20 protein-coding genes and 1 tRNA gene are annotated in these 14,207 nt (G+C 56.9%); 13 read left to right on the top strand and 8 right to left on the bottom strand.

What is annotated here, in order from left to right; all coding sequences use genetic code 11:
• Positions 1-67 precede the first annotated feature (67 nt).
• The 8 genes from AC2FID_RS01085 to AC2FID_RS01050 all read left to right on the top strand — a co-directional run bounded on the left by AC2FID_RS01085 (position 68) and on the right by AC2FID_RS01050 (position 6,019).
• The gene (locus AC2FID_RS01085; RefSeq protein WP_282168588.1) at positions 68-844 is read left to right on the top strand and encodes an isocitrate lyase/PEP mutase family protein; all 777 of its coding nucleotides are present in this window, start codon (positions 68-70) and stop codon (positions 842-844) included.
• A gap of 110 nt (positions 845-954) precedes the next feature.
• A complete protein-coding gene (locus AC2FID_RS01080; protein WP_058276107.1) occupies positions 955-1,404 on the top strand; it encodes a tellurite resistance TerB family protein in 450 nt (149 codons plus the stop codon).
• Positions 1,405-1,424: 20 nt separating this feature from the next.
• The gene (locus AC2FID_RS01075; RefSeq protein WP_496835010.1) at positions 1,425-1,862 is read left to right on the top strand and encodes a tellurite resistance TerB family protein; all 438 of its coding nucleotides are present in this window, start codon (positions 1,425-1,427) and stop codon (positions 1,860-1,862) included.
• The gene (locus AC2FID_RS01070) at positions 1,859-2,611 is read left to right on the top strand and encodes a phosphate/phosphite/phosphonate ABC transporter substrate-binding protein (protein ID WP_496835009.1); all 753 of its coding nucleotides are present in this window, start codon (positions 1,859-1,861) and stop codon (positions 2,609-2,611) included. The genes AC2FID_RS01075 and AC2FID_RS01070 overlap by 4 nt, the downstream gene beginning before the upstream one ends.
• A 125-nt stretch (positions 2,612-2,736) precedes the next feature.
• Positions 2,737-3,513, top strand: a complete 777-nt coding sequence (locus AC2FID_RS01065) for an ABC transporter ATP-binding protein (RefSeq protein WP_496753578.1) — start codon at positions 2,737-2,739, stop codon at positions 3,511-3,513.
• 31 nt (positions 3,514-3,544) lie between these two features.
• Complete coding sequence (locus AC2FID_RS01060) at positions 3,545-4,258, top strand: transporter substrate-binding domain-containing protein (RefSeq protein WP_058276110.1); 714 nt, start codon at positions 3,545-3,547, stop codon at positions 4,256-4,258.
• 70 nt (positions 4,259-4,328) lie between these two features.
• Positions 4,329-5,216, top strand: coding sequence for an ABC transporter permease (locus AC2FID_RS01055; RefSeq protein ID WP_108858966.1), 888 nt, complete (start codon positions 4,329-4,331; stop codon positions 5,214-5,216).
• Positions 5,213-6,019 carry an ABC transporter permease gene (locus AC2FID_RS01050; protein WP_282118774.1) on the top strand — a complete coding sequence of 269 codons (807 nt, stop codon included), beginning with the start codon at positions 5,213-5,215 and terminating at the stop codon, positions 6,017-6,019. The genes AC2FID_RS01055 and AC2FID_RS01050 overlap by 4 nt, the downstream gene beginning before the upstream one ends.
• A gap of 104 nt (positions 6,020-6,123) precedes the next feature.
• On the opposite strand, the gene AC2FID_RS01045 is transcribed toward AC2FID_RS01050, so the two are convergent.
• A tRNA-His gene (locus AC2FID_RS01045) sits at positions 6,124-6,200 on the bottom strand.
• Between the two features lie 47 nt (positions 6,201-6,247).
• Positions 6,248-6,730 (bottom strand): GNAT family N-acetyltransferase, encoded by a 483-nt coding sequence (locus tag AC2FID_RS01040; RefSeq protein WP_496835006.1) that lies wholly within the window; start codon positions 6,728-6,730, stop codon positions 6,248-6,250.
• Between the two features lie 77 nt (positions 6,731-6,807).
• Here AC2FID_RS01040 and AC2FID_RS01035 point away from each other — a divergent pair, with 77 nt between their 5' ends.
• Positions 6,808-6,996, top strand: a complete 189-nt coding sequence (locus tag AC2FID_RS01035) for a DUF6324 family protein (protein WP_058274816.1) — start codon at positions 6,808-6,810, stop codon at positions 6,994-6,996.
• A 4-nt stretch (positions 6,997-7,000) separates the two neighbouring features.
• Here the strand turns inward: AC2FID_RS01035 and AC2FID_RS01030 are convergent, their stop codons facing one another.
• Entirely contained in the window at positions 7,001-7,432 is a 432-nt protein-coding gene (locus AC2FID_RS01030; RefSeq protein ID WP_058274815.1) for an MmcB family DNA repair protein, read from the bottom strand.
• A gap of 116 nt (positions 7,433-7,548) precedes the next feature.
• On the opposite strand from AC2FID_RS01030, the gene AC2FID_RS01025 reads away from it, so the two are divergent.
• Together AC2FID_RS01025 and AC2FID_RS01020 are read left to right on the top strand one after the other, a co-directional pair.
• On the top strand, positions 7,549-7,869 hold the full coding sequence (locus tag AC2FID_RS01025) for an ArsR/SmtB family transcription factor (RefSeq protein WP_282168592.1): 321 nt from the start codon (positions 7,549-7,551) through the stop codon (positions 7,867-7,869).
• Entirely contained in the window at positions 7,866-8,291 is a 426-nt protein-coding gene (locus AC2FID_RS01020) for an SRPBCC family protein (RefSeq protein ID WP_282168593.1), read from the top strand. The genes AC2FID_RS01025 and AC2FID_RS01020 overlap by 4 nt, the downstream gene beginning before the upstream one ends.
• A 255-nt stretch (positions 8,292-8,546) precedes the next feature.
• On the opposite strand, the gene AC2FID_RS01015 is transcribed toward AC2FID_RS01020, so the two are convergent.
• Positions 8,547-8,843 carry a hypothetical protein gene (locus AC2FID_RS01015; protein WP_282168594.1) on the bottom strand — a complete coding sequence of 99 codons (297 nt, stop codon included), beginning with the start codon at positions 8,841-8,843 and terminating at the stop codon, positions 8,547-8,549.
• A gap of 94 nt (positions 8,844-8,937) precedes the next feature.
• Between AC2FID_RS01015 and AC2FID_RS01010 the strand changes: the two genes are divergently transcribed.
• On the top strand, positions 8,938-9,717 hold the full coding sequence (locus tag AC2FID_RS01010; RefSeq protein ID WP_496835003.1) for a helix-turn-helix transcriptional regulator: 780 nt from the start codon (positions 8,938-8,940) through the stop codon (positions 9,715-9,717).
• Positions 9,718-9,871: 154 nt separating this feature from the next.
• On the opposite strand, the gene nusB is transcribed toward AC2FID_RS01010, so the two are convergent.
• From nusB to AC2FID_RS00990, 4 genes are all read right to left on the bottom strand, one after another.
• On the bottom strand, positions 9,872-10,354 hold the full coding sequence (gene nusB / locus AC2FID_RS01005; protein WP_058274810.1) for a transcription antitermination factor NusB: 483 nt from the start codon (positions 10,352-10,354) through the stop codon (positions 9,872-9,874).
• Positions 10,351-10,902 (bottom strand): 6,7-dimethyl-8-ribityllumazine synthase, encoded by a 552-nt coding sequence (locus tag AC2FID_RS01000; RefSeq protein ID WP_282168596.1) that lies wholly within the window; start codon positions 10,900-10,902, stop codon positions 10,351-10,353. Before AC2FID_RS01000 ends, nusB begins: the two co-directional genes overlap by 4 nt.
• Positions 10,903-10,904: 2 nt before the next feature.
• Complete coding sequence (ribB, locus tag AC2FID_RS00995) at positions 10,905-12,026, bottom strand: 3,4-dihydroxy-2-butanone-4-phosphate synthase (RefSeq protein WP_496835000.1); 1,122 nt, start codon at positions 12,024-12,026, stop codon at positions 10,905-10,907.
• A gap of 112 nt (positions 12,027-12,138) precedes the next feature.
• Positions 12,139-12,726, bottom strand: a complete 588-nt coding sequence (locus AC2FID_RS00990) for a riboflavin synthase (protein ID WP_496834999.1) — start codon at positions 12,724-12,726, stop codon at positions 12,139-12,141.
• A 141-nt stretch (positions 12,727-12,867) separates the two neighbouring features.
• On the opposite strand from AC2FID_RS00990, the gene AC2FID_RS00985 reads away from it, so the two are divergent.
• On the top strand, positions 12,868-14,166 hold the full coding sequence (locus tag AC2FID_RS00985) for a capsule polysaccharide biogenesis protein (RefSeq protein WP_496834997.1): 1,299 nt from the start codon (positions 12,868-12,870) through the stop codon (positions 14,164-14,166).
• Positions 14,167-14,207 lie beyond the last annotated feature (41 nt).

Below are 14,207 nucleotides of genomic sequence, written 5' to 3'. Positions count from 1 at the left end.
AAAAAATACTACTCGCGCACAGTTCCACGTGGTTACTGTTGGGCAAATGATGACAGGAGAGGCCCAAATGACCGATCAAATCCAAAACGCAGAAACCTTTGCGGCCCTGCACAAAAAGGGCGATCCGGTCATCCTTTTTAACATCTGGGACGCTGGCAGCGCCGGTGCCGTGCGGGATGCAGGCGCCATGGCATTGGCGACCGGCAGCGCACCCGTTGCAATGGCGCAGGGGTTTGGCGACGGCCAGAACATCCCGCTGGATGTCGCTTTGGACAACGCCGGCCGAATCGTCAGCGCCGTAGACCTTCCTGTTTCTTTGGATTTCGAGGGGGCCTATGCCGAGGACGCTGTGGGAATCATCGCCAATGTCCAAAGTGCACTTGAAACAGGTGTCGTCGGCTTCAATTTCGAAGACCAGATTGTCGGCACCAAAGACCTGTACGACATCGAAACCCAGGCGGCTCGCGTTGGTGCGATGCGCGAAGGGTGCGACGTCGCTGGCATCCCTGTTTTTATCAACGCCAGAACGGACATCTTCCTGAAGGCTGCGCCGGAAACGCATGACGAGGCGATGCTCGACGATGCGATGGCCCGCGCCAAAGCCTATGCCGACGCGGGTGCCAACGGATTCTTTGCACCCGGCCTCAAGGATGAGGACATGATCGCCCGGCTTTGCGAATCGACTGATCTACCTGTGAATATCATTGCCCTGCCCGGGACGCCGGATACCGCGACGCTTGCGTCACTGGGCGTCGCCCGGATCAGTTATGGGCCTGTGCCGTACCGGAAGATGCTGGGCTGGCTGCAGGAACAAGCGAAACAGGCGCTGCAGTCAGGCGCCTAGCCAGCGGGTAGATACCGATACAAGCGGATACCGGCAAAGTTGTGACCATTCACGGCTATGACGGGTAGTCAGCGCTTGGCGGGCCACAAAATATGGAATAACCTCGCGACATGTTGAAAAAATTCCTTCAGGCGTTTCGCCCGCCACAGCACGACCATTTGCCCGATCCTGACGCCGAACTGGCCTTGGGTGCTTTGATGGTGCGCGTGGCGCAGGCTGATCGGGATTACAAGCTGGAAGAAATCAGCCTGATCGACCGTATTCTTGCGCGGCTCTATCAGCACAACGCGATCGAGGCCGCCAAAGTCCGCGCCACCTGCGAAAAATTGCACGCCGCCGCACCAGACACCGATACATTCGGCAAGTTGATCCGCGAAACAACCGACCTGCAGGAACGTCTGGCCGCGCTGGACGCTTTGTGGGAGGTCGTTCTGGCCGATGGCAATTCGGACGAAGGCGAAATGAAGATCGTCGAAGAAGCCCGCATCGCCATGGGCCTGAGCTTTAAAGACAGCCAAGAAGCGCATGAACGGGTACAAACGCGCTTGGAACAGAAGTAGTCCGCTTCTATAACCAATTCATGTTCAGCGATTTTCTGTCCCGGCTCACGCAGCCGCAGCCCGACCCACTTGCCGATAACGACGCCCGTTTGGCCCTAACGGCCCTTCTGGTGCGCATCGCCAGATCCGACAACGACTATGCCGACACGGAAATGGCACGAATCGACCGGATATCGGCGGAACGCTATGACCTGTCCCCTTTTGAGGCCGCAGCCCTTCGCGCCAGCGCCGAGGATCTAGAAGCCGAAGCCCCCGATACCGTCCGCTTTACCCGCGCGATCAAAGAGGCCGTCGCTTACGATGACCGATTGGCCGTTGTTCAGGCGATGTGGTCGGTCGCACTGGCCGATGGGCATCGGACCGGCGAAGAAGATTCGCTGTTGCGTTTGGTCGTCAGCCTGCTGGGTGTCAGCGACGTCGATTCCGCCCTGGCCCGGCAAAAGGCGGCCAAATCGTGATTGCAATGCTGGGCATGTACGACATGCCCGCGCTGCGACCAGCCAATGATCGTTTCTGGCCATTGATTCGGGCGCATCTTGGTTTTGGTCCCTCACATCTGACACGTGGCGCCGACGTTTGGGATGTCTGGCATAGCCCCGACCTAGTTTTTTCTCAAACGTGCGGCATGCCTTACCGCACCAGATTGCACGGCAAAGTTCAGCTTGTTGGTACTCCGGACTACGGTTTGGCAGGCTGTCCGCCAGGGTACTACCGGTCTGTTATCGTGGCCCGAAAAGACGATACCCGCGATCTGGACCAGCTTGCCGACGGCACCTTTGCTTACAATGAAGCGCTTTCTCAGTCCGGTTGGGCTGCGCCCATGGTTCATCTGTCACGTCACAGCCGCCTTCCAAGTTCAGTGTTGGAAACTGGCGGTCATGCCCTTTCGGCAGCCGCTGTTGCGGAAGGCCGCGCGGATTATGCCGCGCTGGATGCGCTTACGTGGGAATTACTCAAGGAACACTCGAATTTGGGGGCTGAGCTTCGCGAGGTCGCAGCAACCGAACCTTCGCCCGCCCTGCCCTACATCACGGCCAATGGTCAGGATGCGCCCCAGATTGCAAAGGCGGTTCGTGCAGCCATCAACGATCTTTCCCCCACCGACCAAAAGATGCTGCACTTGCGTGGTCTGATCGACATTCCAGCCGAGCATTACCTTGCCGTTCCCGACCCGTCCCCTGAGGCTGCCAAATTGATCGATCCGTGACCACTTTGGTCAGAACGTCTGGTCATTTTGACAGTTTGTGGCCCGTTCCGTGTCATTTGCGCATTGCATTGCTCTGAAATTTCAGCCCTAGTACCGCACCAACACCAATAGCAGCTGGACCACCCGTGACAGATTCCACTCCGGTCATCGAGATCAAAAACCTACACAAGAGCTTTGGCAATCTTGAGGTATTGAAAGGGGTGGATATCACCGCCAGACGCGGTGATGTCGTCTCACTTATCGGTTCGTCCGGTTCTGGCAAATCGACGCTTCTGCGCTGCTGCAACCTGTTGGAAGACAGCCAAGAGGGCGAAATTCTGTTCAAGGGCGAACCTGTCCGCTGGACTGGCAACGCACATAACCGCCGTCCGGCCGATCCCAAACAGGTCCTACGCATTCGCACAAACCTGTCGATGGTGTTTCAGCAGTTCAATCTGTGGGCCCATATGACCATCCTGCAAAACGTGATGGAGGCCCCCGTGACAGTCATGGGCCGCGACAAGGCCGAGACTGAAGACAGCGCCCGTAGGTATCTGGAAAAGGTCGGCATCGGCGACAAATGCGACGCATATCCCGCGCAACTGTCAGGCGGTCAGCAGCAACGCGCCGCGATTGCGCGCGGCCTGTGCATGGAGCCTCAGGCCCTGCTGTTCGACGAACCAACTTCGGCGCTGGACCCCGAACTGGAACAGGAAGTGATCAAAGTGATCAAGGATCTGGCCGCAGAAGGCCGCACCATGATAATCGTGACACACGATATGAAAATGGCTGCCGATATCTCAAGCCATGTGGTGTTCCTGCATCAAGGCCTCATCGAAGAAGAAGGCCTGCCGGAAGACATCTTTACGACCCCTGAATCCACGCGACTTCAGGGTTTTCTCTCCGCCACCATGGCGGCATAAATTCAGGACAGAACCAAAAAGGGGAGTAACAATGAAAAACCTGATTCTGACCACAGCAGCACTGGCGCTGAGCGCCGGTATGGCCATGGCCGATACGGTCCGCATGGGCACCGAGGGCGCCTACCCTCCGTGGAACTTCATCAATGACGCCGGCGAGATCGACGGTTTCGAGCGTGAGCTGGGCGACGAGCTGTGCAAGCGCGCAAACCTGGAATGCGAATGGGTCAAGAACGACTGGGATTCGATCATTCCCAACCTGGTGTCGGGCAACTATGACGTCATCATCGCGGGCATGTCGATCACTGACGAGCGCGACGAAGTGATTGATTTTACTCAGAACTACACGCCGCCAGATCCGTCGGCTTATGTTGCAACCTCTGATGATGTTGATGTTGCCAACGGCGTTGTTGCGGCACAGACCGGCACCATTCAGGCCGGTTATATTGCCGAATCCGGCGCAACTCTGGTCGAGTTCGCCAGCCCCGAAGAAACCATCGCAGCCGTGCGCAATGGTGAAGCTGACGCCGTTCTGGCCGATAAGTCTTTCCTTGCACCGATTGCAGATGAAGACGCGGACCTGCGCTTTGTCGCCGAAGATGTGCCGCTGGGCGGTGGCGTCGGCATCGGTGTGCGCGAGTCGGACGGTGATCTGAAAGAAAAGCTCAACACGGCCATCCAGTCCATGAAGGACGACGGCAGCCTGAACGAGCTGATCACCAAATGGGAAGTGTCCTCGACCTTCTGATCTGAATCAGGTTGCGCGCCCCAATACGGGGCGCGCCGCCCCTGAGCCTTAGCACCTCAAGAGGCCCGCCATTTTCTCGTTTTGCACTGATCCCGATACGCTGGGCACGTTCCGCTGGTTTTCCTGCTATCTGACCAACGGCGTGCACTGGTCGTTCTACCTGTCGTTCCTGAAGGTTCTGCTGTTGCTGGCCGTCACAGCGCCCGTAGCGTTGAGTTTCGGGTTCGTTGGTGCCATGGCCGCCCGCTCGCATATCCCTCCCGTCAGCTGGCTGGGCAAGGGCTATATCGCGATTGTACGGGGTGTGCCGGACATCGCCTTCTTCATGTTCTTCGTGATCGCCCTGGATCAGGCTTTTGAATGGACGCGCCATAAGATCCTTTGCCCCGATTGGCCGGACCCGATCCGCCAGGGCAACGACTTCATCGTTTGCCAGTCGGCAAAACTTCCGCTCAGCACCGCGCCGGAATTTGTGCATGAGACCTATGGTTTCTTCCTCGCAGTCATCACATTCTCGATCGTTTTCGGCGCTTTTGCGGCCAACGTGTTGTTCGGCGGCATGCGGGCGGTTCCCCATGCCCAGCTGGAAACAGCAGCCGCATATGGCCTGTCCCCCAGCCAGACATTCTGGCGCATCCTCGTGCCGCAAATGTGGGTTTACGCCCTGCCCGGTCTGTCGAACCTGTGGATGGTGCTGATCAAAGCCACGCCACTGCTGTTCCTGCTGGGCATCGAAGACATCGTCTATTGGGCCCGCGAATTGGGCGGCACGAAAACCACGAAATTCACCCAATACCCCCATGGCGACTGGCGCATGTGGTACTTCCTGGCTCTGCTGATCTTCTACCTCGGCATGACCCGCGTCTCGGAAATCGGGCTTGAAAAGCTGATGCGCCGCCTGTCCCATGGACAGGCCACATCAGGTGGAGAGCTTCTGCGCAAGGAGACCACCGCATGAGCTGCATCCAGACAATTCAGGATTATGGCCTGCGTTCCCTGGGCCTTGGTGAGCGGCTACTGCCGCGCAACGACTTTACCCTGTGCGAGCAATTCACCCTGATTGGTTCAGGCATGATCTGGAATATCTATTTCGGCATCATGGCACTGGTCACCGGGTTCTTTCTGGCAACCGCCGTGGCAATGGGCAAAGCATCCACCAACAAATGGCTGCGCAAGCCGTCCGAGTGGTTCATCTTTATCTTCCGCGGCTCGCCGCTGTTCATCCAGTTCTTCTTTGCCTACTTCTTCTTCCTGTCGCTGAAGAAATCTTACCCGATGTTCGACGCCCTGACATCGGCATGGCTGGGGGCGTTGATCGTTCTGTTCCTGAACACCGCCGCCTATACCGGCGAGATCTTCTATGGCGCGCTTCGCTCGATCCCCAAGGGTGATATCGAGGCCGCTGATGCCTATGGCATGTCCGGTTGGTCGCGATTCCGCCGGATCATTTGGCCCACCATGCTGCGTCTGGCCTGGCCTGCCTATACGAACGAAGCAATCTTCCTGTTTCACGCCACCACGCTGGTCTTCTTCTCGGCCTTCCCCGCCTGGCAGCAACGTGGCGACGCGCTGTACTACGCCAGCTATTTCGCCGACAAGACGTTCAATCCGTTCATCCCCTACCCGATCTTGGCCTTCTACTTCATCCTGCTGACGCTGGTGGTGGTCGGGGTGTTCGGGCTGATCAACAAACGACTGAACCGCCACTTGCCAGCGGCCAGAAAGGCCAAGATGAGGTTCCGTCTGAACCTGGCGCGCTAAGTCAGGCAACCACACAATTCGGCAGCCGGGCTTGTTTTTGGCCCGGTTTTTTCTTGCCGCGAATCTCAGGAAAGTACTGAGAAAGCGTTATGAATAAGGGAAAATGGTACCGCCTGCTGGATTCGAACCGGCGACCTCTGGATCCACAATCCAGCGCTCTAACCAACTGAGCTAAGGCGGCACTCGTGAGGGGCGATGTACCGAACACGCGCAGGGAATGCAAGAGAATTAAAGACGAATTTCCCAGCTTTGTTCGACAAGATCACAGCCAAAGGAATGAACCTTTTTGCTGCCGGTTAATTGCCATCCGGAAGCCCTGTAAAGTGCACAAGCTGCCCGATGGCTTTCATGGGTCCATAAGGCCATATCACGATAACCAGAATCGCGGGCGAACCCCGTGCATGTGTTGAGCATGCGTTTACCCAAGCCCTGTCCACGGGCCTCTGGCATCAACAGAAACAACCTCAATTTTGCGGTGTGGTCGTTCAGCGCGATACAAAAGATACTGCCAAGGCGCGCGCCACCCTGCTCCGCGATCCAGCCCCGCTCTCGTGTCGGATCGTGCGCGTCAACGAATTCCGCCAGAATCCGTTCAACGAGGGGCGCGAAAGTGTCATCAAACCCCTCGTCTAGCTGATAGAGGCGACCGTGCTGTTCGACCAACCAGGGCGCATCATCTGGCCGAAATGGTCTGATCAGAATATCATTCATACCTTACCTGACCTCAAAGGCGGCTTGATTCTCAACCCTTTGCGCGCTAGCAGGAACGCTCAGTCCCGGAGGCGCAAATGGGCATCAACACCGAACGTGACATTCAGGCAAACCTTCAGATCGGCCCGACCGACCACGGCATGGTGCGCCTGTTCATCGAGGCCGACGGCGTCGAAATTCCGATGGATTTCGAACCTGAAGAAGCGGAAGAAATCGCGGACGAAATCCTCGCCGCTGTGCAAGCTGCCCGGATCGTAAAAGACTGACAGTTCAAATTCTTGGATCACGCAATGCCTGCAATCTGCGGGCTGTATCTGTTGCAAACTTCTGAATCATCTTCTTGCGCCGCGCAGGTGCCAGCTTATCTTCCGGTGCCATTCGGATAATTTCGGCGTCATATGCATCTGCGATGATCAGCCCGGTTTCCTCGGGCAACAGATCGGTTGGGAAATCGGTATCGACGGCCCAGAAAAAGCGATCACACCAATCCAGATACCCCTGCCATTTGGAATCCGTCAGATAATCTGCGCGGCTAGATTTGCACTCGATCACCCACAGTTCCCCCTTGGGGCCCAATCCCATGACGTCGACGCGTAAACCGCGGGTGGGGACAAATTCCTCAACAGATACAAAGCCATGCGCCAACAAGTGGCGCGAAACCCCACGGGCCAGTTTTTGTCCGGGCTGTAAATCCAGTGTCATTCCTGAAATGTGAACAATTCGTGAACAAAAATCAAGCGCCAGAAAAACTCTTGACATGATACCATCTGGTATCTCATACATTACAATACCAAATGGTATCACTATTGAGGTGACCAATGCAGACGCAAATTCAAAACGCATTCCGCGCCCTAGCGGACCCGACCCGACGGGAAATCGTCCAAATCCTTGCCTCTGGCGACATGACGATCGCTCAACTGACCGATCAGTTCGATATGACCCGTGCAGCTGTCAAAAAGCACCTGAACGTTCTTTCCGACGGCGGCCTCATCACCGTCGAGGCGCGTGGACGCGAGCGCATTAACCGGCTGGAGCCGAACGGATTGGCCCCCATCCTCGACTGGTTCAGCTATTTTGACCAGTTCTGGGATGATCGCCTGAATAATCTGAAGGAAGCTATTGAAAGGAATAAAAAATGACGAATGCAGTTCTGCAAAAGCAAATTTTCCTGAGGGCCACGCCGGAAACCGTATGGGCCTATTTGACCGAACCTGCCCGCTTGGCAGAGTGGTTTCACAAACCAGAGCGTCCGTTGGCCGCCGGTCAGAAGCTTGAGATGTTCGGTACATCCAGTGGCGATCTTCTGATCTGGGGTGAGGTACGCGCTGCCCGTCCGCCCGAATATCTCGAATATACATTTACCATCAAACCCATGGGAGACGCTGTTAGTGTCGTAAAATGGACGCTGGACCCGGTACCGGGCGGTACCCGGCTGGGCTTGGTTCACGAAGGGCTGCCGCAAGGCGCAGAGGCATTTGGCCTGATCCTTGCACTCGATGACGGTTGGGACGAACATTTGGGCAAGATGCGCAATGCGCTGCACGAAACTGTTGGCGCCTGACCCCTTGTGCAAACCCGCCGCAACCCCTACTTAGGCCCGTGGCGGGTTCTGCCCTTCTTGTGATTGGTAGCATTCTGGTGGCCTTAAGCAATTCCGAGGGGGCTGGCTCTGTTCAGGTCCTGGCCTGATTACCTGGCGCCCACCTGTACATACAGGTCCTCGGGAATCACACCGCACGGTTGACTGGCGGTCCCGCCACATGAACTTATCCCTCGCCCGGTCTGGGAGAGTCTTCATTTTCCGAAATAGGTTGGCTCAGCCCTTGTCCACCGCCACGCGGGCGGGTTCGAATTTGGCCGCAATAGGTGTACCGCGTCTAGGGCCCTGCGGCTTTTCCGCCATACTCATGATCGCGTAAGCGAACTGAACACCGGCGAAAACAATGCCATTCATGAACCAGATCATTGCCAGAGCGATTAACCCGATCTCGGATCCGAAAATCAGGCCGCGCAAGTTGGCCACGTTCAGCGCCAGCAGCACCCCGACAAACAGGGCTGAGATGACAAATCCCCATGCAACTTGTGTGATGTAAAGGCGGATCAGTTTGGGCACGACAAAGCTCCTTGTCTGATACCGTGATGATAGCGCATGGTCGTGCTGAGTAAACCGCGGCCTCAACGGGTGCGACACTATATTCGGAGTCTCTATGAATGCCCTCAGCCTGTTCACGCTTGATCTTCTCGAAGAGCTGTCATTGCGCCATGATGATCAGGAACGTTGGGAGTTCACGTTAGACCGTCTGAATGAGATCGGGTTTAACGCCCTGAACATGCTTTGCTTCACACCCGAGACTGGCGCCATTCATTGGGTTCGAAGTTCAATGTCCAAAGGTTGGCTGAACCGCTATGACAGCCAAGGTTACGCCGAAGCAGATCCGATGCTGGCGCAGGTTAAAAATGGCAAGGAAAGCCTCTACGTGCAGGCCGCAAGCCTCCGATCCGCGGACGGCCATTCCTCCAAGGCGCTGGGTCTGAACCACGATCTGGAAAAGGCCGGATATATTCACCTTTACTCTCTGGTGGTTCCCTGCCCCGACAACGAGGCCAAGCTTGTGGTTCTGTCATCGGACAGACCGGACGCCCAGGTTCAGATGACTGAACGGCAGCGCGAAATGCGTGTCCTGGCAACCGTGCTGGCCACCAATCTGGGATCGGATATCCCCAGCAATCACGGTCGTGTGTACGACATCACAAGCATTGCTCCAACCACTCCGGACCTGACGCCACGAGAGCTGCAGGTCCTGAACCTTTTGGCTCTTGGGCACCGGAACGACAGAATCGCCGAACTATTGAACCTTTCGGAAATAACGGTACGAACCCATTTGAAGAATGCGCGCGAAAAATTGAGAGCCCCGACCCGAGAATCCGCACTGGTCCGAGCGATGCAACTTGGCCTGATCAATCCGCCGGGCTATCGGAATCGATAGGTGGCACGCCGGCTACGTTCCGGTAAAATGTTGGTGTCTTTGGAAAAAACTGTGAGTGGTGGAGGCCGAAGACTTGTTTGAACAAGCGTATTATTAGATTTCAGGCGCAGCGCTTTGTGTGGCTGCGACTTATTCATCTGGACTAAGGCTTAACTCAAAACGCCTCTGGCTGTGCTTCGCGGGCCATGTGATCCAAAACTGCGTTGACGAATTTCGGTTCTTTACCTTCCGGGAAGAACGCGCGCGCCACATCAACGAACTCGGTGATGACGACCTTTGGTGGCGTATCGCCTTGGGTCAGTTCGGCCCCGGCTGCACGGAAGGTGGCGCGCAGGGTCGGGTCAATGCGCGCGATGGGCCATTTGGCGACCAAAGCGCGGTCGGTCATCTGGTCAATCGGTGCCTGATAATTCACCGCGTCTTCAACCAACTTGCGGAACACGCGGATATCGCCGTCCAGCATTTCCTCACCCTCATAGACAGCGCCAAACCGATGATCCAAAAACTCGTTCACGACTGCTTCCGTCGTTTGGCCCGATTGCTCCATCTGGAACAGCGCCTGCACGGCATAAAGCCGGGCGGCGGATTTCATCAGGCGTTTCTGGTTGGCCGGTTTCGGCGCGTCTGTCTGGGTCATGCTGTCGTGGGTCCGTTGTTGTCGCCCGCCACAAGGATGGACTCGGACGGCGGCTTGAACCCGACGCCCTTTTTGGAAGAGCCCCACTTACGGCTGAGTGCAATCAGATGCAAGGCCGCAGCGGCCGCACCACCGCCTTTATTCATCTTTTTGGTATTTGCACGTACCTCAGCCTGATCGTCATTTTCGACCGTCAGGATGCCATTCCCAATAAGAAGACCCTGCAGACCCATCAACTGGATCGCCCGACTCGAGTCGTTGCACACCGTTTCATAGTGCGTGGTCTCGCCACGAATGACACAGCCCAGCGCCACGTAGCCATCATAGTTGCACTGGCGATCTGCCATGGCGATGGCGGTCGGGATTTCCAGCGCGCCCGGAACCTCAACAACTTCGCAGGTACCGCCAGCGGCTTCGATCTCGGCCTTGGCACCAGAAACCAGATTGTCGGCAATGGCCCGATAGAAGGGCGCCACCACAATCAAAAGTTTCACAGGTTTGTCGAATGTCGGCGTTGGCAGCACGCCGTGTTTGTCTTGTTCAGCCACGATCAATCATCCTTGAGAATGGAACGGGTTCCGACGATGGAGATTCCAAACGCGTCGAGCCCCAGATATTTCGTTTCCGGTGTATCGGTCAGCAACACCAGTTCCTGGATGCCCAGCTTGGACAGGATCTGCGCCCCAAGACCGGTTTGCTTGATGGTGCGCGGGCCTTCGTCATCGGTTGCGTACAGCGCGTTGCGCGGTTCACGAAACAGGCAAACCACGCCACGCCCCTCGGCGGCGATCTTTTCCATAGCACGCGGCAGTTCCTGCGGCGATTTTGGACCCAGGCCCAGAACATCAGGCGCTTCATGCAGTGCATGGGTTCGGGTCAAAACCGGCTCGGGCGTGGTGATGTCACCCTTGATCATGACGACATGTTCGATGCCATGTGTCTGATCCGTGAACAGACGCATTTCCCATTCGCCGCCGTATTCTGACGTCACAGTCCTGCGCGAGGTTTCGACGACCAGATTGTCGTTGCGCGAGCGATACGTGATCAGGTCGCTGATCGTGCCGATCTTCATGTCATGTTCTTTGGCGAACGCGACCAGATCAGGCAGGCGCGCCATGGTGCCGTCGGGCTTCATGATCTCGCAAATCACCCCTGAGGGGTTCAACCCGGCAAGCCGAGAGATATCGACCGCCGCCTCTGTATGACCGGCGCGCACCAGCACCCCGCCCCGTTTGGCGCGCAGCGGAAAGATATGACCCGGTGTCGCGATATGCGCCATCGTGTTCTGTTCGTTGATTGCTGTTTCAACGGTCAGCGCGCGATCTGCTGCCGAGATGCCGGTTGACACGCCTTCGCGCGCCTCGATGGAAACGGTAAACGCGGTTTCATGACGGGATGAGTTGTTCACAGCCATCATCGGCAGGCCAAGGGCGTCGACGCGCTCTGCCGTCATCGGCAGGCAGATCAACCCGCGCCCATGGGTGGCCATAAAGTTGATCGCCTCGGCATTCGCAAACTCGGCCGCGATGACCAGATCACCCTCGTTCTCGCGATCTTCATGATCGACCAGGATATACATCCGGCCCTTGCGCGCCTCTTCGATGATATCTTCGATTGGGCTGATCGCGTCGCGCAGCTGGGCCTCGACGGGACCGGGGGTTTCAAAGCTCATGGGGCAGCCTTTCACAAGAGCGTGTCTGGACGGCTGGATAGACCACCAAGCGCTCAAATACCAGAGCGCTTGCGGCCACGGATCGTCAAAACGCGGCGTCGAAACCGTTGGGTCAGGACATCTCGGCCAAACGGGCGACGTAGCGCGCCAACGTGTCAATCTCGAGGTTCACCTGATCACCGAGCGAGACATCGCCCCATGTTGTCACCTCTTTGGTGTGGGGGATGAAATTGATCCCGAAATCGCAACCGTCCACGTCATTGACCGTCAGCGAGGTTCCGTTCAGCGCAACTGATCCCTTGGGCGCGACAAAGCGGGCCAATTCCTTGGGCGCGCGCAACGTTACACGGGTGCTGTCGCCTTCGTCCTGCAGGGCAACAACCTCGGCCACGCCGTCGATATGGCCGGAAACAATGTGCCCACCCAGTTCGTCCCCAACCTTGAGCGCGCGTTCAAGGTTCACGCGCTTGCCAACTTGCCATGTGTTCAGATTGGTTTTCGACACCGTCTCGGCGCTGATCTGCACATCGTACCAATCATCCCCAAGGGCAATCACAGTCAGACAGACGCCGTCACTGGCGATGGATGCGCCAATATCAATACCCGCAGTGTCATAGCCGGTTTTGATCCGAGCACGCAGATCCCCTTGCTGGTCCAACTCGGTAACAATTCCGATATCGGTGACGATCCCTGTGAACATTGCTTTCACCCTTAGCTTATAACCTGTGCGTATGTGTAACCGCCGAGGTAAGCCCAAGAAACGCTGCGGGCAAGCCCTGCCTTGCCCGGATTGATGTATACAGGCATAATTTTGGTACCAAACGATAAAGAGCAGTCTCGGATGCATCCACTCGCCTCGCGCTCGCATCGCCGTGTCTTCCTGTTTTTGCAGGGACCGCATGGCCCTTTCTTTAGCGCACTGGCACGCGCTTTGCGCGCCGCCGAGGCTGATGTTCTGCGCGTGGGGTTTAACGCGGGCGATGAAGCGTTCTGGTTTGACCGCAGCACCTACATCCCGTTTTTGGACAATTCCGAGCAATGGCCCGAAACCCTTAGGGAACTGATCCGGTCACGATCGGTCACAGATATCGTTCTATACGGCGACACCCGCCCGGTTCATGCCAAAGCTGCGGATGTTGCGCGCGAAGTGGGCGTGACTGTCCATGTCTTCGAAGAGGGGTATCTGCGCCCGTGGTGGGTCACTTACGAACGGAACGGATCAAATGGACACTCACGGTTGATGTCTTTGGACGTCGCCCAGATGCAAGATGCGCTTGACCAGTCCGAGGCACCAGTTCCACCGCCACCGTCCCATTGGGGCGATATGCGGCAACACATATTCTACGGTGCGCTTTACCACTGGTTTGTCCTGTTCCTGAACCGGAGGTACTCCAACTTCAAGACGCACCGGGAATTGCCGGTATCAACAGAGTTTCGCCTGTACTTCAAACGGCTTGCGCTGATGCCTTTCCACAGAATTAGGCGTCGCTGGGCAACCATGCGCGTTCGTCAAAACGGCGCACCCTATCACCTGGCCTTGTTGCAACTGGGTCATGACAGCTCGGTGCAGGCCCATTCAGATTATACCTGCATGTCGGATTTTCTGGAGCATGTAATATCGGGTTTTGCCAAAGGCGCTCCGGGCCATCACCTTCTGGTTCTGAAGGAACATCCGCTGGAAAACCATCGCGAGCCGCTGCGCCGCAGAGCGCGCGAAATAGCCCGCGCGCACCAAGTGGCGGATCGCGTGCACTACGTTCCCGGCGGCAAACTGGCTGGATTGCTGGATGACGCGAACACAGCAGTGACGATCAACTCTACGGCCGGTCAACAAGTTCTGTGGCGCGGAATCCCTTTGCGCAGTTTTGGGAAGTCCGTCTACGACAAACCCGAGTTTGTTTCACAGCAACCCATTGCCCAGTTCTTTGCCGACCCAGACGTACCGGATCACGAAGCCTATCGGGCCTACCGGAAATTTCTTCTGAAAACCAGCCAGTTACCCGGCGGCTTTTATTCACTTCGTGGGCGACGGCAACTGCTGCGCCGCGCCGCCGACATGCTGTTGCAGTCGCATGATCCCTATCAGTCCGTTTTGTCTGACAACGAGGCGTCGACGCCACAGTTGAAGCTCGTCGAATAAGCCGGGTTGGTTGGTGCTGGATGTTGAACCCCGAACAAGCT

Source organism: Ruegeria sp. CDSC068, assembly GCF_059610545.1.
This window is presented reverse-complemented; position numbering and strand designations above follow the sequence as displayed.